This window comes from Chryseobacterium binzhouense (assembly GCF_007474545.1).
GTDB classification, from domain to species: domain Bacteria; phylum Bacteroidota; class Bacteroidia; order Flavobacteriales; family Weeksellaceae; genus Chryseobacterium; species Chryseobacterium binzhouense.
This window is the reverse complement of sequence record NZ_VKOG01000004.1, coordinates 1-21833: the sequence shown is the minus strand read 5'-3', so window position 1 is coordinate 21833 and position 21833 is coordinate 1. Positions and strand designations below refer to the sequence as shown.

The 21833-nt window shown below is 35.1% G+C and carries 20 protein-coding genes; 11 read left to right on the top strand and 9 right to left on the bottom strand.

The window, feature by feature from the left end:
• The first annotated feature begins 233 nt into the window (after positions 1–233).
• The 5 genes from FNE73_RS10940 to FNE73_RS10920 all read left to right on the top strand — a co-directional run bounded on the left by FNE73_RS10940 (position 234) and on the right by FNE73_RS10920 (position 5897).
• Positions 234–2114, top strand: coding sequence for a hypothetical protein (locus tag FNE73_RS10940; protein ID WP_143884654.1), 1881 nt, complete (start codon positions 234–236; stop codon positions 2112–2114).
• Between the two features lie 92 nt (positions 2115–2206).
• Complete coding sequence (locus FNE73_RS10935; RefSeq protein WP_143884653.1) at positions 2207–2815, top strand: hypothetical protein; 609 nt, start codon at positions 2207–2209, stop codon at positions 2813–2815.
• Positions 2812–3375 carry an N-acetylmuramoyl-L-alanine amidase gene (locus FNE73_RS10930; protein ID WP_143884652.1) on the top strand — a complete coding sequence of 188 codons (564 nt, stop codon included), beginning with the start codon at positions 2812–2814 and terminating at the stop codon, positions 3373–3375. Before FNE73_RS10935 ends, FNE73_RS10930 begins: the two co-directional genes overlap by 4 nt.
• A 111-nt stretch (positions 3376–3486) precedes the next feature.
• Positions 3487–4791 carry an ATP-binding protein gene (locus FNE73_RS10925; RefSeq protein WP_143884651.1) on the top strand — a complete coding sequence of 435 codons (1305 nt, stop codon included), beginning with the start codon at positions 3487–3489 and terminating at the stop codon, positions 4789–4791.
• Between the two features lie 296 nt (positions 4792–5087).
• Complete coding sequence (locus FNE73_RS10920; protein WP_143884650.1) at positions 5088–5897, top strand: glucose 1-dehydrogenase; 810 nt, start codon at positions 5088–5090, stop codon at positions 5895–5897.
• Here the strand turns inward: FNE73_RS10920 and recO are convergent, their stop codons facing one another.
• From recO to FNE73_RS10900, 4 genes are read right to left on the bottom strand one after another with little or no spacing between them, the layout of a single operon-like run.
• Positions 5898–6584 carry a DNA repair protein RecO gene (recO, locus tag FNE73_RS10915; protein ID WP_143884649.1) on the bottom strand — a complete coding sequence of 229 codons (687 nt, stop codon included), beginning with the start codon at positions 6582–6584 and terminating at the stop codon, positions 5898–5900.
• On the bottom strand, positions 6584–8839 hold the full coding sequence (gene porZ / locus FNE73_RS10910; RefSeq protein WP_185147333.1) for a type IX secretion system anionic LPS delivery protein PorZ: 2256 nt from the start codon (positions 8837–8839) through the stop codon (positions 6584–6586). The genes recO and porZ overlap by 1 nt, the downstream gene beginning before the upstream one ends.
• A gap of 1 nt (position 8840) precedes the next feature.
• Positions 8841–9788, bottom strand: a complete 948-nt coding sequence (locus tag FNE73_RS10905) for a bifunctional metallophosphatase/5'-nucleotidase (protein WP_143884648.1) — start codon at positions 9786–9788, stop codon at positions 8841–8843.
• On the bottom strand, positions 9788–10543 hold the full coding sequence (locus FNE73_RS10900; protein ID WP_143884647.1) for a 5'-nucleotidase C-terminal domain-containing protein: 756 nt from the start codon (positions 10541–10543) through the stop codon (positions 9788–9790). The genes FNE73_RS10905 and FNE73_RS10900 overlap by 1 nt, the downstream gene beginning before the upstream one ends.
• Before the next feature lie 109 nt (positions 10544–10652).
• On the opposite strand from FNE73_RS10900, the gene dapA reads away from it, so the two are divergent.
• The 4 genes from dapA to FNE73_RS10880 all read left to right on the top strand — a co-directional run bounded on the left by dapA (position 10653) and on the right by FNE73_RS10880 (position 12727).
• Positions 10653–11525 (top strand): 4-hydroxy-tetrahydrodipicolinate synthase, encoded by an 873-nt coding sequence (gene dapA / locus FNE73_RS10895; protein ID WP_143884646.1) that lies wholly within the window; start codon positions 10653–10655, stop codon positions 11523–11525.
• Between the two features lie 146 nt (positions 11526–11671).
• Entirely contained in the window at positions 11672–12169 is a 498-nt protein-coding gene (locus tag FNE73_RS10890) for a GNAT family N-acetyltransferase (protein ID WP_143884645.1), read from the top strand.
• 52 nt (positions 12170–12221) lie between these two features.
• A complete protein-coding gene (locus tag FNE73_RS10885; protein ID WP_143884644.1) occupies positions 12222–12446 on the top strand; it encodes a hypothetical protein in 225 nt (74 codons plus the stop codon).
• On the top strand, positions 12428–12727 hold the full coding sequence (locus FNE73_RS10880) for a type II toxin-antitoxin system RelE/ParE family toxin (protein WP_143884643.1): 300 nt from the start codon (positions 12428–12430) through the stop codon (positions 12725–12727). The genes FNE73_RS10885 and FNE73_RS10880 overlap by 19 nt, the downstream gene beginning before the upstream one ends.
• A 9-nt stretch (positions 12728–12736) precedes the next feature.
• On the opposite strand, the gene recG is transcribed toward FNE73_RS10880, so the two are convergent.
• From recG to FNE73_RS10855, 5 genes are all read right to left on the bottom strand, one after another.
• Positions 12737–14821 carry an ATP-dependent DNA helicase RecG gene (gene recG, locus FNE73_RS10875; protein WP_143884642.1) on the bottom strand — a complete coding sequence of 695 codons (2085 nt, stop codon included), beginning with the start codon at positions 14819–14821 and terminating at the stop codon, positions 12737–12739.
• A 139-nt stretch (positions 14822–14960) separates the two neighbouring features.
• Positions 14961–15494: a thioredoxin family protein gene (locus FNE73_RS10870; protein ID WP_143884641.1), complete on the bottom strand. Its 534-nt coding sequence runs from the start codon at positions 15492–15494 to the stop codon at positions 14961–14963.
• Positions 15495–15581: 87 nt separating this feature from the next.
• Positions 15582–17093, bottom strand: coding sequence for a peptide MFS transporter (locus FNE73_RS10865; RefSeq protein WP_143884640.1), 1512 nt, complete (start codon positions 17091–17093; stop codon positions 15582–15584).
• Between the two features lie 103 nt (positions 17094–17196).
• On the bottom strand, positions 17197–18918 hold the full coding sequence (locus tag FNE73_RS10860) for a peptide MFS transporter (RefSeq protein WP_143884639.1): 1722 nt from the start codon (positions 18916–18918) through the stop codon (positions 17197–17199).
• Between the two features lie 119 nt (positions 18919–19037).
• The gene (locus FNE73_RS10855; protein WP_143884638.1) at positions 19038–20690 is read right to left on the bottom strand and encodes a peptide MFS transporter; all 1653 of its coding nucleotides are present in this window, start codon (positions 20688–20690) and stop codon (positions 19038–19040) included.
• A gap of 231 nt (positions 20691–20921) precedes the next feature.
• Here FNE73_RS10855 and gcvH point away from each other — a divergent pair, with 231 nt between their 5' ends.
• Both gcvH and FNE73_RS10845 read left to right on the top strand, forming a co-directional pair.
• Positions 20922–21299 (top strand): glycine cleavage system protein GcvH, encoded by a 378-nt coding sequence (gene gcvH, locus FNE73_RS10850; protein ID WP_130915167.1) that lies wholly within the window; start codon positions 20922–20924, stop codon positions 21297–21299.
• Positions 21241–21651 carry a VanZ family protein gene (locus tag FNE73_RS10845; protein WP_143884637.1) on the top strand — a complete coding sequence of 137 codons (411 nt, stop codon included), beginning with the start codon at positions 21241–21243 and terminating at the stop codon, positions 21649–21651. Before gcvH ends, FNE73_RS10845 begins: the two co-directional genes overlap by 59 nt.
• Positions 21652–21833: the final 182 nt, after the last annotated feature.

Here is a 21833-nt window from a genome sequence, read left to right as displayed (position 1 = left end):
AGAAACTCTTGTGAATACACCTCACAATTTATCAAGAGATTCTCCTTTTGTGAGCACCCTTTGGTAAGATTTTACTTAAAAATAAATTCACAGTTCTTTCTAAGAATTTCAGCAGGATAAATCAGTCAACTACATTCTGTAAAGTTGGCGAAATCATTACTGAATGTAAAAGTTTACTCTTTATAAATCTCTCAACTTCAACTCAATCTTTTTAAACACAAATTTTTAATACTATGGTAAATTTAGAAACAATATTAAGCTGGTTTCAGACCGGTGATTATCCCACACAGGAAGAATTTGAACAAACCTTTTCTTCTTTCAGACACAAAGACACAAAAATCCCGATCACAGAGGTTGATGGATTGGAATCTTCAATAAACAGCAAACTTAGTGTTGATGATCTTCCCTACAATATGGCATTGGTAGATGAAGGTCAGCCTTCGGATGTTTTCAATAAAGAGCAGATCATGGCAATGGCAATGATGCTTTCAGATTACGTGAAAGATGGTAAAATCAGGGCAGATAAAATCGAAGCGTTAGGTTTGACAGATCTTATAGAGTCTAACGAAAGAAATATCGCTGAGTTTGCAGCAAATTCCGGCAAATACGAATTTCAGCAAAATGATTTTATTGCTGTTCCTGATGATAAAGGGAATTTTTCACTTTTCATATTTAAAGGTGAAGAGAAAAATGACACGAAGAATTATCTTCCAACCGGACTGACCAATATTACGATGAGCATGGTGGAAGGTTTGCAGAGTGCTCTCAATACAAAACTTGATAAGCCTGCGGTAAACGGAAATTACTTCGTTAAGATGAATGGAACAGCCTCTTATCAGTCCATTAATCCGGGCTCTGATCATTTACTTTTCTGGAATGGCTCTGAATTCAAAAATTCAAATATTTTTCGTGAAAGCAGTGGCTTAAAATACGGTATAGGAACTACAACGCCTGCCGAACAATTACATCTTACTTCTAGAGCAAGAATGTCTGGACTGGTTTTGGAAAATAACACTGAAACCTTACCGCAACAGCTAACGTACAACAGTAAAAAGTTTTTTGGAACTGATGATGCCGGAGTGAAAAGACCTTTGATGTTTGCAGATAATGCTGATTTTCTTTCTTTAGCGAATAGTTTAACTGATACTCAAAAAACAGCTTGGAAAACCGCTATGAATGGAGGGTGGACAACCAATACGATGAGCGTGGCTGTGATAACTCCTCCTGTTGCTGATAATCAGGATAAAAATTACTGGTTTTCTCTTAAAGGTGCTAATTTGAATTTGAACCCTGCTAATTTTAAAATCGAATTAATGTCTGAGGACGGTTTGAGAATTATAGCGACAATTCCCAATTCACAAGTTCAGTTATATACGCAAGGTACTGACTTAATGTTTTACTATAACTTTAAAGACATTCCAATGGGTGTTTACCGTCTCAGGCTATGGAATGGATTGGCTAGTTATATGACAGGATCAGTGACAAACATTACTGTTGTAAGTGATTTATTTCCAATAGCATTAGGTGGTTTAACTTGGGAAACTTTGCAAAAAACGCCCGGAGTTGCTGATGTCATTATTGCATCTGGTAATTCTGTAAGTATGCGAGGAATACCAGCCAACGCTTCTGTTTCTAATACCTCAGAGATAGTTTCGGCTGCTAAATCATCTCAATTTATAGGTGATTATACTAATTTCTATATAAAAGGTACATTTAGTCTATATACAGGAAGATTTACAATAGCAGGTGCTACAATAGGAGTTGGTCTATCTAATACATTGGCATTAGCTAATGGAAATGCTGTATTTGTTCGTGGAAATGGTGACATTAATAACGCAAACACAAAGTTTTTTTATGCCGGATTATCTAATAATGCTGTGACTGTGCCATCCACAGGAATAACTGCCTCAACCGGAATTGCCGAATTTGTCATTATGAGAAACGGTACTACCGCTATTATTATCGTTAGTACGAGTAATGGTACGGTCGTGAGTACGCAAACTATACCTCAATTAGCAATGCATTTTTACGCATACTTTAACAATGGGACAGCCTACGATTCTAATTCTTATCCTTTAGTCAATATAGCTTTAATAGAAGGTTATCAATTTTAAAATCTAAAAAAAATGAAAACAGAAATAATCATCAATCCTGAAAATCATTTCAATTTTAGAAATGTATAATTATTATCTGAAATTTTAAAACCATGAAAAAACTAATAACCATTTTAATCATTTTTCTGATTTCAGCATGCACATCAAGCAGGCAAAAGTCAAAAGAAAAACAGCAAACAGTTTCTGAAACTAATTTAACAAAAGAAAAAAAAGTTTCTGTGAACGATTCAGAAAATGTAAAGGAAAGTAAAAAAGATTCTGTTTCCACGAAAGCAAGCTATAATATTGTCAGAGATAATCTGTTTGCGTCACAGAATTTTCAGTTAAAAAACAACGGAAAATGCGCTGATCCCGGAACAATTAGGAATATTGAATTTACAGATGCTTTTGGTAATCGGACAACGATTCCGGTGAATGACAATACAGAACTCAATTTCATCAATGAAACAGATTTGAAAAATGAGATTGAATCATTAAAGCTGGAAAATAATCAGCTTTTTGAAACCAGTCTTAGTATTCAGACTAAATATGAAGCCTTACAGAACGAGTACGAAATTTTCAGACAGGATTTAAAGTCAAAATCAATAAAGACGGATACAGAAACTAAAAAAAATACCATTTGGCAGTTTGCCTTAGTTGCCGTTTTGGCAGTATTAATTTGGGAAACAAGTAAAAAACTAATTAAACGATACATACCATGATACAATTTTCACCATTAAGAACCTTTTTGTCGGCAGGTCATCATGACAAAGATCCCGGAGCGGTTGCCAACGGATACAAAGAAGCAGACGTTACAAAGCTGATTCGTGATTCCATCGTCAGAAACAGTGGTGATAAAGACATCGTTGTTGATAAAGACTGGGAAAACAACAGGCAATATCAAAACAGAATTAAACCCGGAGCAGGATCTGTTGTTTTTGATATTCATTTAAACGCTGCAGGAAACAATACAACAAGAGGTGTGGAATCCTATGTTAACAGGAAAGATTTTGCCGACAAAAATTCTGCTTCCTACAAGATGGCAGATGAAGTAAATCTGTTCCTGAGCAAAGAGTTAGGAATTAAAAACCGTGGGGTAAAGCCAGAAAACAATTCTCAGCATTCTACCATCGGAATATTAAATTTAGGCTCCGGAATCGCTGTTTTGGTTGAGGTAGATTTTATTACCGGAGCAGGAGCTGTGGAAAATATTATGGTGAAAAAAGATATTATCGGAAAAGGTCTTGCAAAGATTCTGAAGAAATATGATGATCTCATGTAATAACTAAAATACTGCAACTACAGAATAAACAATCCCGAAAAATACTTAAATCAATCAAAAAAAGCCAATTTTAAATTTCAATACAATTTCAAAAAATAACCAGAACATATTATGGAATCAGAACAATTACATAAACTCTTTACACATTTAGAACAGGTTATCACATGGCGCATAAATCACTCTTCCGAAAGCTTTGCTTCTGATGCACCCAGATTCGATAACGGTGATTATAAAGGCTTTCACTTAGGAAACTATATTTCGGAGAAAAGGCTTTGTCATCAGGAAGTTATCATTCTTTTAATGGCATTATTACCAAGGCTGGAACCATTGCTTCTTAAGCGTATCTATCTGGAGTTTCCGCATGCATCATTTTTTGATTTTTGTTCATTGAATAATAATGGAAGGCTTTTTCATCCTACAATTCAGGCTGTACAACATATATTAGGCGGAGAAAATATTTCAGAACGTTTAAAAGCACTGAATTATTTTAATCCTGAATCGGTTTTGATGAAAGATGAACTTATTGTTTTTTCAGGTTCAAATCAAGAAAGCAGCCAGATCAATATTCATCAGGAAGCTTTTAATAAAATTATTTTAGGAGCAGAACTATTGCCGAAAATGAGCAATGATTTTCCTGCGGAATTATTACAAACGCAAAGATCCTGGACAGATCTGATACTTCCTGAACCTACTTTAAACGAAATTCAGAGTATTGAAGCTTGGTACAACAGCAGCCCGATTCTTATGGAAGACTGGGGAATGCAGAAAAAACTTAAGCCCGGATTCCGTGTGTTGTTTTACGGAGAACCGGGAACAGGAAAAACTCTTGCAGCGAGTCTTTTAGGGAAATATATTCAACGCCCGGTTTTTAGGGTAGATGTTTCTATGCTGGTTTCAAAGTACATTGGGGAAACAGAAAAGCAACTGGCCAAATTGTTTGATAAGGCAGAAAATAAAAATTGGATCTTATTTTTTGATGAAGCAGATGCTGTTTTTGGGAAACGAACCAATGTGCGGGATGCGCACGATAAATATGCCAATCAGGAAGTTTCTTATTTGTTACAGCGTATCGAGACATTTTCAGGACTCATTATTCTGGCATCCAACTTTAAAAACAATATGGATAAAGCATTTACGAGAAGATTTCATAGCTGCATTAAATTTAGTAATCCAAAATATGAAGAGCGCCTTCGCATTTGGCAGCAAAATCTGCCTGAACAGTTGCATCTGGAAGGCATCAGTTTGGAACAAATTGCAAACCGATACGAATTAACCGGATCTAATATTATGAACGTGATACAGGATGTAAGTTTAAAAGCCATTTCATTACAAAAACAGGATTACAAAGTAAGTTTAGAGATGTTATTGGAAAGCATCAAAAAAGAGTACATCAAAGAAGATAAAATTTTTACCTAAACCAGATTGTGCCTATTTATTTAAATTAAAGAAATTAATTATCCATTTATTAATCTAAGGCTTCGACAGGTTCAACCTGATTGTCACACTGAGCTTGTTGAAGTGTTTATTATAAATTTCTGATTTTCAGTTTAAAATATAGTACAGAGCTATTTTCTCACATTCAATTAAAGCATTAAATATCAGGATGGAATTTAAGAACTGCTAAAAAGGGTGATAAAAACAAAGTTCTTTTTGACAACAATAATACTTTGGCGTGAAAGTTTCAATTGATTTTAAAATCATAAAATCTTTGTATGGAAATTTCACTTAACAATCAGGTTGCCATCGTTACAGGAGCATCCAGCGGCATAGGAACCGGAATTGCAAAATCATTAGCTTCAGCAGGAGCAACGGTAATCATCAATCATTCATCCGAAAATTCCGCAGAAGAAGCTCAAAAAGTTTTAGACGAAATTGAAACAGAAGGTGGGAAAGGAATGGTTTGGCAATGTGATGTATCTAAAGAAAATGAAGTGATTGCGATGTTTCAGGAAACTATTTCCAAATACGGAACGGTAGATATTCTGGTCAATAATGCGGGCATTCAGAAAGATGCTAAGTTTATAGAAATGACAGTAGAAGAGTGGGATGAGGTAATGTCGGTGAATCTTCGGGGACAGTTTTTATGTTCACGTGAGGCTGTCAAAGAATTTCTCCGACGGGGAATAGACAAAACACGTTCTGTTGCATGTGGGAAAATTATTCATATCAGTTCGGTACACGAAATTATTCCTTGGGCAGGCAGAGCCAATTACGCAGCGAGTAAAGGTGCTATCAAGATGCTGATGCAGACATTGGCTCAGGAGCATGGTGCAGACAAGATCAGGGTAAATTCTATTTGTCCCGGAGCCATTCAGACTCCCATCAACAAAGAGGCTTGGGAAACTCCTGAAGCATTGAAAAATTTAATGAAGCTTATTCCTTATAACAGAATTGGTCAGCCTGAAGAAGTTGGGAATTTAGCAGCATTTCTGGCAAGTGATCTTGCCGACTATATTTCAGGAACAAGTATTTTTATTGATGGCGGAATGACAAGTCTCGAAAGTTTTGAAGACAACGGATAATCATTCGAAAATCTGCTGAAGCACTTCCAGAGAATCCGGAGTACGAAAATCTGAAAAATGATAATGATAATACACAAGTACGCTATCTAAAAAGTTTCTTCTTAGAGTTTTGGAAATTACAATTTCATAAGGATCTGATGCTGCAAGGATCGCTTTCCATAGTGAAGAAACTTCAGCATCAAACAAATGATGTGTTTCGGAAGGAGAGAACACTCCTGTTTCGGGATCAAGATAATTTCCTTCGCTCAAAAGCGGAGAAACTCCCTGAATTCTTAAAATTTTCACCAAAAAAATGAGGTGAGAACGGTAGTTTTTTCTTTCAAGCTGATCCGCCAATTCCTCTATGGAGTTGAAAATAATTTCATTTTTACTTTCATTTTTCAATACTTGATTCAGAAAATCGGCAACAAAAAATATGACGGAATTGGCTTTTATATCCGTATAAATATCATTTAATTGTGCCATTTCAAATTTAGAAATGGTTTTAATGCCGGTATTTTTATTATTATTTACCGTAATATTCAATTGGTTCAGTGGTAGCAGAAAAGCTTTTTTCTTATTTTTTTTACTGTAAATTCCTTTTAAGAAATAACTCTGAAAGCCTTCATCTTCGGTAAAACAGTGCAAAATAGCATCATTCTCACCATATTTGATGAAAGAAAGTAAAAATCCTTTTTGAGAAAACATTAGTTTACTACTGCAATTTTTGCGGTAGCTTTGTCAGATCCGTCTTCGTTAGTCATCAGTACAAAATAAATTCCTGAAGCTACTCTTTTCCCTTTTTGATTGTTGAGATTCCACTCGTAATATCCTGTTCTCGCAACAGCAGAATGTACCAAGTTTCCTGCGGTGTCGGTAATGCGGATATTGGTTTTTTCTGCTAAACCTTTTATGGTTACATTTCCTTTGAACTGCGAATAAACAACAGGATTAGGATAGACCAGAACATTGCCGAAATTTGAGGTTACGTCTGCTACATCACCCTGATAAGTCACAATTCCGTCAAAAGTTACAAAATATATTTTGCCGGTTTTCTTGTCAATTTTAATGTCTGTAACCGTATTGGTGGGAAGGGGAGAATTGTTTTTTGTAAAATGTCTGATAACACGTTCTCCGGAGGCAGACAGATAATAAACACCACCGTCTTCTACCGAAACCCATTTTTGATTTCCTCCGTCTACTTCAATGTGAAGAATGGCAGCATCTCGGAAAAGTTCTTCTGCAATTCCTCCCTGTTCGATAATGATAGGTTCCAGCTGCGGATTATTTTTTACTTCTGTAGCAGCATTATTTAGAATTCTGAGTCCTGTCTGTGTTCCAATCCATGCATCTCCGGATTTATCCATCGCAAAAGAAACAGTTCTTGCAGGAATACCATTTGAACTACTTAAAATATATTGTGAATCATCAGAAATTGTTGCTGTCTTTTTGGTGTCATAAACAAGGAAATTTTCTGATCTCGGCAGCGGGATCCAAATCAAATTGTTGCTGAAAACAGGGATCTGCATGGCTGAACTGGTATTCAGGTCATTGATGACGAACTGATCCGTAGTTCTCTCATAAACTCCCAATGCTGAAGTACTTCCATTCGTCGCAAATCCTACAGTAAGAAACATATTATTCTGATCATCAGAAGTAAACCCGATGGGTCTTCTTACGAAAGGATTAGCAGCTCCCAGATCATATCTTTTGGTAAACTCAAAATCTTTTGAACCCGAATTATACTTCATTTTATAAACTCCGTATCCTGGAGCGAAATTATAATTGGTAAAATAAACGTCTGCCGTATTCACCGGATCAGGAAAAGCATCAATAACATTAAAAACGGTTGAATTTCCTATGAAATAAGAAGGGTAAACCCATTCTGTGCCGGTAAAATAATAAAATCCGGGATTTTTTGGATTAATTTGAGGCTCGTTATAGCTGTTAGATCTTACTCCTGTAGACACCAAAATCTGATTATCATTAAACAGTCTTAGTTTATACGCATAATTGAAGTAAGGACCATCAGGTTTATAGGAAATATTGTCATCGGTTTTGATACCTGAAAATACGGTACCGCCATATATTTTAGAACCTACGGTGGTAGCGGTGTTACAGTTTTCGCCTAAAGTTGCTGTTCCTGTACTGGTTCCGGATGTATTATAAGTATAAATTCTCGCAGCATCGGTGATTACAATATTATTCGTGTTAACAACAACATCAGAAACATTTCCAAAGCTTTGAGAAATAGGCGTTGAAACACCATTCTCGTACAGATAAGCCGTATTGGCGGATGAAAATACTATTGTAGATTCAGAATCGATATGTTTAAAAGATCCCGCCATTTCTGTTGCCCATGTGGAATAGACAGGAAATGTGGTATTCATTTCATGACTTTTCAAACCATCATTGGTAACAGAAAAAACTTTATTGTCTTTTATTGTGGCTTCATTACTCGCAAGAAAAGTCCCCGCATTTACAAAAAATGCAGAATCTCCGAATTCTTTCTTTTTCAGATCAAAAATAGAGACACCGTAGCCAACAGAAACTACTGCTTTATCTCCTGTAATAGAAATATGGTTGATTCTTTTGCTTCCGTTATATCCTGTAGCAATAGGAATATCGACTACAAAAGTGATTCCCTGTGGAGTAATAACATCCAGAGAGCCATTTTGATAACCCACAAGAGCAATTTTAGTCTGTGGATTATAATCAAAAGCAGAAATTTTTACTTCATGAAGACCGTTTGCTTTAGAGAGTTTTGTAATTTCTCCTGTTGATAGGGTATAATAAAAAATTCCGTTTTCTGTGGCTGCAACAATCTTTCCATTGTCTTCTTTCATTGCAAGGACATTGTTGTAAGAAAAATGGTCTGCCCATTTTTTTGAAGTAATATTCTGCGCATTTACAAACTGTAAAGATGCCCAAATGCCAAGAGAAAGTAATGATATTTTTTTCATATTATACGTTTATGCTGCTGTCAATTGCCTGATTATTCCAGGAAATCTGTTGTATGTTTTTATTTGAATCAAAAAAGAAATCTATTCTGCCCAGAAGAAGTCCTGCCCATCCAACCTGGTTTACCAGAACATTTTTGCCTGCTCTGTTGATGAAATTCTGAGGTTCCGGCAAGAAAGTATGGGTGTGACCTCCTAAAATAAGATCAATATTTTCTGTTTTTGAGGCCAAAATTTTATCGCTGATTTTTTCAGCATCATCTTTATAATCATATCCGATATGGGATAAGCAAATTACAAGATCGCACTTTTTTTCATTTTTCAAAAAACCCGAATAATGCTGTGCAACATCAATAGGATCATTCCAGACTGTTTCGCCATACTGTTTTTTTCCAACCAATCCTTCCAGCTGGATTCCAACCCCGAAAATTCCGACTTTAATCCCGTCTTTATTGAAAATTTTATACGCAGAGGTTTTTCCGTCTAAAATAGTGTTTTTAAAATCATAATTAGAACATATAAAAGGAAACTTAGCATTAGGTAAAACCTTCAGAAACCCATCCAGACCGTTATCAAAATCATGATTTCCCATCGTAGATGCATCATATTTCATCATTGACATGAGCTTAAATTCCAGCTCACCTCCAAAAAAATTGAAATAAGGCGTTCCCTGGAAGATATCTCCGGAATCAAGCAGTAAAGTATTGCTTTCTTCACTTCTTATTTTCTGAATTAAGCTTGCTCTTCTTGCAAAACCACCCTGGTTAGGATTTCTTGTATAGCTGGAATCGAATGGCTCTATTCTGCTGTGCTGATCGTTGGTATGCAGAATGGTCAGCTTTCTGGGAGATTGTAAAGGCTGTATCAGGTTTTCTGCCATCATCAGATTCGGAGCCAGAGTCATTGCTATAGTTCCGCCGGTAACCGTTTTTAAAAAGCTTTTTCTGTTCATTATTTTTTACCGATAAAGTTTAAACGGATATCTTCCTGAGGGTTGATTTCCTGATTTTTCTTAAAATATTCTATGAAAAGATCTCTGAGCTTAATCCCCGTAGGAATCATTTCCCCTGCACTGAAAAACTTCATATTATCTCCTCCCAAAGCCAGATAATCGGAAGTGGCTATATAATAAATCTTTGATTGATCTACATCTTTTCCGTTGATAAGCCCTTTTGAGAATACACCATTGTTGGTTTCTATATAAAGATGAGATACAGGATTGTTTTTTTGATTTTTGGCATAATAATCAAAAAGTCCCTGCAGATCTGAACCTTTCATCTTCATGATGATGACCTCATTTTCAAAAGGCATTACTTCAAAAACATTCTTAAGCAAGATGTCACCTTTTCCTATGGTTGTACGGATGCCTCCGATGTTGATCAATGCTGCATCAACATTTTTCCCGATACTTTTGTTTGCCCATGCGTTAGCTCCGTCAAATGTATAATCTGCCAGAAGATTTCCAAGATTGCTGTTGTCACCTTCTTTGGTAAGATCTACATTGGTATGGGAGATTTTCTGGTTCATTTCCTTGTTGAGCTTATCTGTATAAGGCTCAATAAAACGTGCAAACTTTTCGTCTGAGTTTATTTCGTTATTGATAGAAATGTTTTTTCGGGTTTTCACATCTGCAACCTGCCAAGAAGCAGTTTTGCAGGCAGTGAGAGATACCAGAGCAATTCCTATGAATAAGAATTTATTTCGCATAATCATTTTTAACTATATGCAAATATAATTATATGTATAATAAAACATGATTAATTATTGCAAATTCTTGACTTAATTGATTAAATTTGGCAATAATAATTTTTAACAGATGAGCATTTTAAAAGGAGTAGGTGTTGCGTTGGTAACGCCCTTTAATGAAGATTTATCCGTTGATTTTGACAGTTTAACAAAACTTGTGGACTACAATATCGAAAACGGAACCAATTATTTAGTTGTTTTGGGAACTACAGCAGAAGCTGCAACGCTTTCGTCTGAAGAAAAGAAACAGGTAATAGATCACATTATTAAGGTCAATAATAAACGTGTACCGTTGGTTTTGGGAATTGGCGGGAATAATACGCTTGAAGTTAAAAAACAAATTGAAGAAACAGATCTTTCAGATTTTACAGCAGTTTTATCGGTTTCTCCTTATTATAATAAACCTAATCAGGAAGGTCTTTATCAGCATTATAAAGCTCTGGCTTCTACAGGCAAAAATATTATCATTTATAATGTTCCGTCAAGAACGGGACAGAATATTGAGGCAGAAACTACTTTGCGTTTAGCAAAAGAGTTTCCGAATTTATTCCTGATCAAAGAAGCAGCACCGAATATTCTGCAGTACTTTGATATTTTAAGAAAAAAACCTGAAGGTTTTAATCTGGTTTCGGGAGATGATGAGTTTACCCTTCCGGTTACTTTGGCAGGTGGAGCAGGAGTAATTTCTGTAATCGGACAGGCATATCCTGAAGAATTTTCCACAATGGTTCAGTTGGCTTTCGACAAAAAAGTAGATGAAGCATACGAAATTCATAATAAATTGGTTGAAATTACAAGACTGATCTTTGCAGAGGGAAATCCATGCGGGATTAAAGCTGTTTTAGCAGAAAAAGGAATTGTTAAAAATTATTTGAGACTTCCTTTAGTTAAAGCGTCAGAAGGATTGCATGCTAAAATAAAAGCAGAAATGGCAAACATCTAAAAGGTGAATTGTCAATACATCAATTGTGAATTTTTAATTGATAAATAAAATTAAAGTGAGAAGTGTAAAACTTTTCACTTTTTTAATCTATAACTAACGCATAAGTCATAAATATTCTGATTAATCGTGAATCAATCTTATCAGTAATGAAACTAATCAAAGCAACCGAAAAAAATATACCATTAATTCAAGATTTAGCAAAAAGATCCTGGGAAAATGCCTATGCAGAAATTCTTTCGCAAGAGCAGATGAAGTATATGCTTGAAAATATGTATTCTGAAATTGAAATTTCAGCACATCTTAGAAATTCTAATTATCATTACTATCTTATTTTTGATGAAAAGACAAATGATTATGATGGATTTATAGGTTTTGAAAATCATTACGAAGAAAATACGACCAAACTTCACCGGATTTATCTCATTCCCGAAAGTAAAGGAAAAGGTTTAGGCAAAAAAGCGCTTGAATTTTTAAATGAAAAAGTAAAAGAAAGTGGCGATAACAGAGTTATTCTAAATGTAAATAAACATAACTCAGCACGAAAATTCTACGAATCTCAAGGATATAAAGTGTATGACGAAGGCGTTTTTGATATTGGAAATGGCTTTGTGATGGATGATTTTTTAATGGAGATATTGTTGTAAGATATAATTGTGTATATTAAATTTTGTAAATTTGAATTAAATTTCACAAGAAATGAATGCTGCTGAAATAAAATTAGAGTTAATCAATAGGATTGCTAACTTGAAAGACACGAAAATTATAGACGAGATTAAAAATCTTCTGGATTTCGAGCAGGATACTGATGTTTACCAATTAGATGATGTGCAAAACGTAAGGCTTTTAAATGCTCAAAATGATGAAGTCTTGAGTGAAGATGAAGCTAATAATGAAATTGAAAAATGGCTTCAAGAAAAGTAGTCTGGACCAAAGAAGCCAATATTGAAAGAAAAGATATTCTTGAGTTTTGGATTGATAATAATAAATCTAAAACATACAGCATTAAACTGAATAAGCTTTTGATCAAGTCTATCAAGCAGCTCGCTGAAAATCCGATGATTGGTCGAGAGACAAGTTTAAGGAATGTTAGAGTTAAAATCATTTCAAATTACTTGCTTTTCTATCAATTTGATGATATTCACATAAAAGTTTTATCTGTTTGGGACGGACGAAGAAACCGAAAGAAAAATAAATTTTTATGATTCATTGGATTAAGAAATCTTACTCCACTTATTTTTTCCTTTATAATTCTGAAGATAATAATTTTTAATAATCTGGTGGTCAGTTCGTGATAAATGTGGGTCGGCTTCCAGAATTTTTTCTACTATATTTTTTGTCGTCTTAATGATTGGCGCGTCATTTACCAGATCCAGCCTTTTGAAATCTACCACACCGCTTTGCTGGGTTCCCAAAATATCTCCTGGACCACGCAACTGCATATCAACTTCCGAAATTTTAAAACCGTCATTGGTTTCTGTCATGGTTTTGATTCTTGTTCGGCTTTCTTTTGATAGTTTATCAGAAGTCATCAGAATACAATAACTCTGTTCAGCACCTCTTCCGACACGGCCACGAAGTTGATGAAGCTGTGAAAGACCAAATCTTTCAGCACTTTCTATCACCATCACCGAAGCATTCGGAACATTTACACCGACTTCAATTACAGTTGTTGCCACCATAATCTGCGATTTTCCCGAGGCAAAATGATTCATTGCAGCGTCCTTTTCATCAGGTTTCATTTTCCCGTGAAGCATCGTTATGTTATAGTTTGAGAAATTGTCCATCACATGCTGCAGCCCTTCCATCAAATTTTTATAATCCAGAGTCTCAGATTCTTCAATCAGCGGATAAACGAAATATATTTGTCTGCCTTTTCTTATTTCTTCGTGACAGAATTGATAAACATATGCGCGGTCTTTTTCTCTCCGGTGAGCGGTAATGATCGCTTTTCTTCCAACAGGTAATTCATCAATCACAGAAACATCCAGATCAGAATAAAAACTCATTGCCAGAGTTCTGGGAATCGGAGTGGCAGTCATCACCAAAATATGTGGCGGAATTTTATTTTTAGCCCAAAGTTTTGCCCTTTGAGCGACACCAAATCTGTGTTGTTCATCTATAACTGCCAATCCGAGGTTTTTAAACTTCACTTTATCTTCCAAAACCGCATGAGTTCCGATTAAAATTGAAAGTTCTCCATTTTCAAGCTCTTCATGAATGATTTTTCTTGCAGAAGCTTTTACTGAACCCGTGAGAAGACTTACTTTAATTGAAGTATCCTTAAGCAAATCTTTAATTCCGTTATAATGCTGCTGAGCCAGAATTTCTGTAGGTGCCATCAGACAGCTCTGAAAGCCGTTATCCATTGCAATAAGCATCGTCAGTAAAGCAACCATCGTTTTTCCCGAACCAACATCGCCTTGTAAAAGTCGATTCATCTGAATTGCCTTTTTCATATCAATTCTGATTTCTTTTAATACTCTTTTCTGGGCATTCGTAAGATCGAAAGGAAGATGATTTTCATAAAATTCTGTAAAATAATCACCTACAATAGGAAAAGGATTTCCGATAGATTGTGTTTTATGATGAAGTTTTTTAAGACCATAACCGAGCTGAAAGAAGAATGATTCCTCAAATTTCAGACGCTTATCTGACTTTTCAAAATGCTGCTGATCTTTTGGAAAATGAATATTGAGAAAAGTATGCTGTCTTGATAAAAATTGATAATGACGAATCATGTATTCCGGGAGGTTTTCCTGAATCAATACCGGAATTTCTCTGCATATATTTTTCAGAACATTCTGGAAAAACTTTTGGTTCAGTCCTCTTTTGCTTAGCTTTTCCGAGCTTGGGTAAATAGGTCTTAACCTGTTTTCAGTTTCTTTCTTTTCTTCAGCTTCAATTTCAGGATGCGGCATTGAAAACTGATTGTTGAAAACATTTATTTTTCCGAAAATATAGACTTCTCTATTAATGGGAATCTGCTCTTTCAGCCACTTGGAATACTGAAACCAGACCAGATCTATCGTTCCGGTATGATCGTTAAACTTTGCAGAAAGCCTCTTGGTTTTTCCGGTCTGAATTTCCTGCACAGAAGTAATTTTACCTTTCAGCTGAACTTCAATATTGCTTTCCTGCAGCATTGATACGGTAAAAACTTTACTTTTATCAATATACCGGATCGGATAAAAATGAAGGAAATCTTCCACGATAGAAATTCCCAACACGTTTTTGATGAGTTTGGCTCGTTCAGGACCGATTCCTTTCACAAATTCTATGGAAGTTTCTAAAGTCAGAATCTATTTTGAAGCACGAATTTCGGGAAAATTTAGAAATAAAAAAAGCTTTCGGTTTTGAAAGCTTAGATCGTATTGTATTCGTGTATTTATAAAGGTTTAAAAAGCCTAAAGCTAACCGCCAATTACCAATATCAATTTACTCTTTTATTTTAGACTTAAATTTTTTCTGATAATCTTCCCAATCTTCCCTTGTTTTAATTTTTTTATACATATCGGTCGAAATAAATGAAAGATAAGGTTCCAGCTCTTTGGCAGACAGTTCACCTTGCAAAATGGTGATCGGACTTCCGTTTACTTCTAAAAAAACAGTACTTGGAACAGCATTTACGTTCATATACTGGGTAAACTCGTGCAGGGAATTGCGGCCTCTTTTCTGTGAAGTGTTTTCATTGGAAAACTTTCTTCCGAATATTTCAATTGTTTTTTTATCTTCTGCATTAAACTTTACAGGATAATAATTTTCATTCAGATATTCATAAATGACAGGGTGTCCGTAAGTTTTTTTCTCCATAATCTTGCACGGACCGCACCAGTCTGCATAAAAATCAATAAGAATTTTTTTAGGCTGAGTTTTTTGTGCTTCGAGAGCTTCTTCAATAGTCATCCACTTTACCTGTGATAAGGCAAAAATAGATTGTATAATGAATATAAATGCAATAAATTTTTTCATAATCAGATTTTTGTTTTTTTTTAGATTAATGAATTACTTTGATTTTTATGAATCATAATAATTTATTAATTAATTTTAAATAAAGTATTAACGTACTTCCTGCATCAGTTTTTTCACGAACGGAGATATCAAAATAAGTACCACTCCTGCAATAACGGCATATAATCCCAATTGTTTGTAACCTTCGGTATAAGTTATTAATGCATCATAGTTGGTAGAGTTTTTATCTGCTTTTGCTAATCCTGCTCCGATTATTCCGGCAACATACTGACCGTAGGCTGAAGCGAGGAACCATAATCCCATCATCATTCCCTGAAGATTTTTTGTTGAAAGCTTGGTCATGATTGATAATCCGATAGGGGAGAGGCATAATTCTCCTAAAGTGATGATCAGTAAAGCCAAGGTGAAGAAGTTTAACGAAGTTATTCCCTGTAAATCAGCAAATAATCTTGTAGCGAATAATATGTAATAACCTAATCCTAAAAATATAAATCCTAATCCAAACTTAATAATTGTATTCGGTTCTATTTTCTTTTTACTGAGCCAGATCCAAAATAACCCGATTAAAGGAGCTAAAAATATAATGAAAAATGCTCCGGCAGAATTATTGACTCCATTGGGATCCAGATTCAGCAGATCTTTGTTGAGGTTTTTAGCCGCAAAAATACTCAACGAACCTCCGCTTTGTTCGTAAATTCCCCAAAAAACAACAGAAAATAAAATGAAGATAAGCGCAGCCCAAAGTTTTTTCCGTTCGGATTCGGTTACTTTAGACATTTCATAGAATAGGTAGATCAATGTTAAAGGTCCAACGATCCACATAAAATAATCCGTATATTGAGGAACAGAAACCATTTTCATAATTAATGGAATAAAAATCAAGGATAAAATATATGTTCCATATTCTTTCCATTTCGGCATTTTTCCTGATTTTCCTTCTGCTAAGACTTCCATTGGCTGCAATCCTATACTTCCAAGACTTCTTTGAGTAAAAATAAAATTAATCAGACTGATAATCATTACAATGGCTGCCAAACCAAAAGCTACATTCCATCTCATATTTTGAGAAATCATATCTCCGAAAAGTTCGCCTTTACCAATGGCAATACATAAATATCCGCCCAATAAGGCACCGAGATTAATTCCCGCATAAAATAAAGAGAACCCGGCATCGGCTCTTGAGTCATTGGGCTTATATAATTGACCTACCATTGAAGAGATATTGGGCTTGAAAAAACCTGTACCCACTACCGTAAAAGAAATTCCTAAGAAAAAATATTCATGAGGATCTGCTGCCAGAATTAAGCTTCCAATAATCATCAGAAGTCCGCCCCAGAAAAGAGATTTTCTGAACCCCAGAATCTTGTCGGCGAATAGCCCTCCTATAAATGTAAAAGCATAAACGAAAGCCTGGGTTGCCCCATATTGTAAATTAGCTTTCTCATCATCAAATTTCAATTGAGAAATCATAAAAAACACCAACATTCCGCGCATTCCGTAGAAGCAGAATCGTTCCCACATTTCAGAGAAAAAGAGACTCCAGATCTGTTTTGGATATTTTCCTTTAAAATTTTGTATTTCGTTGAGGGTGAGGTTCATAATAATTATATATTATTTAATAGTTTGATTTAATTTACAATCTACTAATGTATAAAAAAACCTCTGAAAAATCAGAGGTTTAGTAATTATTTGTTCGCAAGGTCTAATTCACACCGTGCATCATTTTTTTCAAAATTGGTGAAATTAATGCTAAAATTACGGCAGCAATTCCACAAAGAACAACAAATACCATAAAGAATTCGAAGAGATTGTGGATTTCAAAACCTACAAAAGTTGGATTTTGTAATGGTAGCTGAGCTTTTTCAAATGCAGCAACCTGATCTGCGTTCAAGGTCACTTTTTTATCCAAAACCTCCTGCAAATTAACGCCTAATTCCTCTGCTTTTTTAAATTTATCTCCTGTTGCAGGAATTAATGCACCTAATGACCCGGCTAATGCATAACCGGCAGCATTGGAAATAAAGAATACTCCGTAAAGCAATGAAGCGAATCTTTTTGGTGCCAATTTTCCAACAAGGGATAATCCAATAGGAGAAAGGCAAAGCTCACCGCATGTTTGGATAAAATATAACAGCATCAGCCATTTGATAGCCAACAATCCTGAATTCCCAAGATCTTTTACATTATGGGCGATGATAAAATAACTTAGAGCAATTAAAGCAAGTCCCATTGCTTGTTTCATAGGTGAAACCGGCTCTTTGCCTTTTGCACGTAATTTATCCCATGATAAACTGAATGGAACTGCTAACAAAACCACAAAGATTCCGTTAAATATCTGAACCATTGAAGGAGGCATGTTCCATCCGAAAATATCTCTATCTGTTTGATTGTCTGCAATGAATGTTAATGACGAACCAGCCTGCTCGAAAGCTGCCCAAAAGAAAATGATAAAAAATGAAACAATGTAAATTACCCATATTCTCTGTCTTTCAATCTTATTTTCTGCTGAAGACATAATTAAAAATGCCAAAGAAATACCTGCTGCATAAATAAATGGATAAATAATTCCTTTAATTAGTTGTCCCATTTCTACAGAGTTAAATCCAAATTCACCTACCAGTAAATATCTGAAGACAAAGAATAATGCTATAAAAAGAATACCTGTAATTCCTAATGCACTGCCAGAAAACTTAGCGGTTTGGGTTTCTCCCTCTTCAAAATCTTCACTTGTATTGTTTTTTGGTAATCCTCCGATTGGTCTTCCTTCAGGAGTTACTACATATTTGTTTTTAAGTATGAAAAACGTTATGGTTCCAATTACCATAGCAATTGAAGCAGCAAGGAATCCCCATTTAAAAGCAAAAATATCTCTTACTCCTGTTGTAGAATCTTTTACATCGCCTAAATAAGGACAAATAAACTGTCCTAAAAAAGCTCCGATATTAATTCCCATGTAGAAAATAGTAAAAGCAGAATCTAGTTTAGACTTCTCCTGTTTAGGATAAAGACTTCCCACCATTGAAGATATATTCGGCTTAAAAAAGCCGTTACCGAAAATGATGATGAATAAAGCCAGCCACATAAACATCTTAGCACTGTCAATACTTCCGGAGAATGTGGATGCACTGATAAACAATAAGAACTGTCCTATCGCCATCAATGATCCGCCAATGAGAATCGCATTTCTGTTTCCGATATATTTATCTGCAATAAATCCACCCAAAAGCGGGGTAAGATAACATAATGCTAAAAATCCTCCATAGATGATTGCTGCATCTGCTTCTCTGATAAGTAAAGAATTTACCATAAACAAAGTGAGTAAAGCCCTCATTCCGTAAAAATTGAAACGCTCCCACATCTCTGTTCCGAAAAGTACCCATAATCCTTTAGGATGCTTAGTCTTCGACTGAACTGCTGTATCCATATATACTTGTTAAATTTTTGTTAAGATTGACAAATATAGTTTTTTTTGGGTTTTCGGCAAGTTTTAAAATAAAAAAACCGCAGAATTGACTGCGGTTTTATGATTATGAAGCTGAAGTTTTAATTAACTCCCTTTTCTTTCATGATTTTATTAAGTCTTTTCAATATCGAAAGCCCAAGCAATGTTGCCAAAAGAAGTAAACCGAAGTTAACAATAAAAAAGTTGGCTTTGTTTTCATAATCATACCAGAAGCTTGCTAAAACTCCGGAAAGCTTATTTCCGATTGATGTTGAAAGAAAAAATCCGCCCATCATCAATGCTGTAATTCTTGGAGGTGAAAGCTTTGAAACCAAAGATAGACCCATTGGCGAAAGACAAAGTTCTCCAACTGTGATCACTCCGTATGCCGCTACAAGCCATAAAGCGGAAACTTTTACCAAACCATTTTGTCCGGCATAAACGGCTCCCACCATTACCAGACATGATAATGCTGAAATGAATAATCCTAAAACAATTTTTGACGGCGTACTTGGCTCTTTCCCTTTTCTGCGAAGCATCATAAAAAATGCAACAACAACTGGTGTGAGGATAATTACCCATCCAGGATTAATGGATTGAAACAGCTCTGTATTGTACAAGCTTACTTGTTGCGAAGGATTGGCTTCGAGCTTAGCTTTTTCTTCCGTAGAAATGTTTCTGAAATATATATCTTTACCTGTTTCCTTAATGACATTTCCTGAGTTATCTTTTTTAGCCTGATATTGATCGTCATACACAGAAACCTCTTTATCTTGGTAATCTTTTTTATCCACGAGATAAATTGACTCTAAAGGTTTTTCTACAGAAGCAGGAACTGTTCTGTCTGTATAGAAGTTTGCCCATCTTGTCAGAGCTGTTCCATTTTGTTTAAAAACTGCCCAAAACATTAAGCTTACTACAAAAATAGCCAGTAAAGCCCCGATCGGTTTTTTGTCTTCTGCATTAGCTTTTACATACAGCATTACGTAAAAGTAAATGACGGGAATACAGGCAAAAATAAACGCATCTGTACTGTCACTTCCAAAAATGTTATCAGGTATAAACCATCCAATCAATCCGAAAATTACTGCAGGTAAAAATACCTTAACCAAAATATCAGAGATTTTAGTGTCACCTTCCTGCGCAGGTTTTAGAATATTAGCCTGAAGGATATGCTGTCTGCCGATTGTGAAAACCAGTAAACCTACAAACATTCCTACTCCGGCAGTCATAAATGCAGGTCCCCATCCGTATTTATTTCGCATAAAGGCAGCAATAATGTTGCAGACAAATGCCCCGATGTTAATTCCCATATAGAAAATGTTGTAACCGGCATCTTTATTGGCTTTATAAGGTTCCTCGTTATATAAATTACCCAGAAGTGTGGAAATGCTGGGTTTGAAAAAACCATTTCCAATGATAATTAATCCCAGCGAAGTATAGAAGAGTGGCAGTTCTTTAAACAGTCCGATTCCCAAGTAACCCAGACCCATCAAAACCCCACCAATATAAATTGCTTTCACATAGCCCAAAACCCGGTCTGCGAGAAATCCACCAAGAAACGGAGTGAGATAAGTCAGCGCTATAAAAGTTCCGAAAATGTCATCAGCACTTTTATCGTCAAAGGCTAAGCCGCCTTTTTCGCTGTCAATCATATACAAAACAAAAATTCCGAGAATCAGATAATAACCGAAACGTTCCCACATTTCTGTAAAAAACAGATAGGGAAGACCTTTTGGGTGTTTAGTTTTCATAATGTTTTAATTCATTTTTTCCAAAAATAGGTTTTTAAATTCAATTGATAAAATTATGTCGGCTTTGAAAGTAATATCATTCTAGTTTCAGCAGGAGCGAAAATTGGATGAAGTAAATTTGAAATACTAAATATTGATTGTTTTTTACTGTACGATAATCATAAGTTGTTCAAAATTTTCTTTGAGCATATCTCTATTTTGAATAAATTTGTCAACATTAAAAAATAGAAAATGAATACACCATCAGAATTAAAGTACACGAAAGATCATGAGTGGATCAAGATAGAAGGAAATACTGCCACTATTGGGATTACAGACTTTGCACAGGGAGAATTGGGAGATATTGTTTACGTAGATGTAGATACAGTAGACGATGAGATCAATGGAGGAGATGTTTTTGGAAGTGTTGAGGCAGTAAAAACGGTATCAGATTTATTCTTGCCGATTTCAGGAAAAGTAATAGAATTTAATTCTGCATTAGAAGATCAGCCGGAACTTTTAAACTCAGATCCTTATGGACAGGGGTGGATTATCAAGTTGGAAATAGCCGATGGTGCGGATCAGTCAGAACTTCTTTCTGCAGAAGAATATCAGGAAATCATTGGATAAAATTTCTAAAATATTTATAAAGATACTGCCCATTTACTGGGCATTTCTTACATATATGCTTTTACGTCCGGGAGTAGAAAACCACGAATATTGGTTTATGTTTTCCGGGATTGATAAAGTTTTACATCTTGGAATATTTGCAATACTAGGTTTTTGTTTTATAGCAGCATTTCCAAAAATTAGATTTTCCTATTACTTTCAGATCATTCTCATTTATGCATTTCTTACGGAGATTCTTCAGGAAAAAATGGAACTTGGAAGATCTATGGAAGCCTTAGACATTGTAGCGGACACCATTGGTTGTTTAATAGGGTATTTTACATATAAGGAACTGGTAAAACTATTTTTATAAGAATTCATATATACTGTATATAATGTCTCTGAATTGTCAGGGACATTTTTTGTTTAAAGATAAGTCTGCAGCTTTTTCACCATTCACCATTCACCATTCACCATTCACCATTCCCCTTTTGTAAAATTTTTCTTTCGAATAACCAGTTAGTTAGGGGTGAATATGGATTAAATATGAATTTT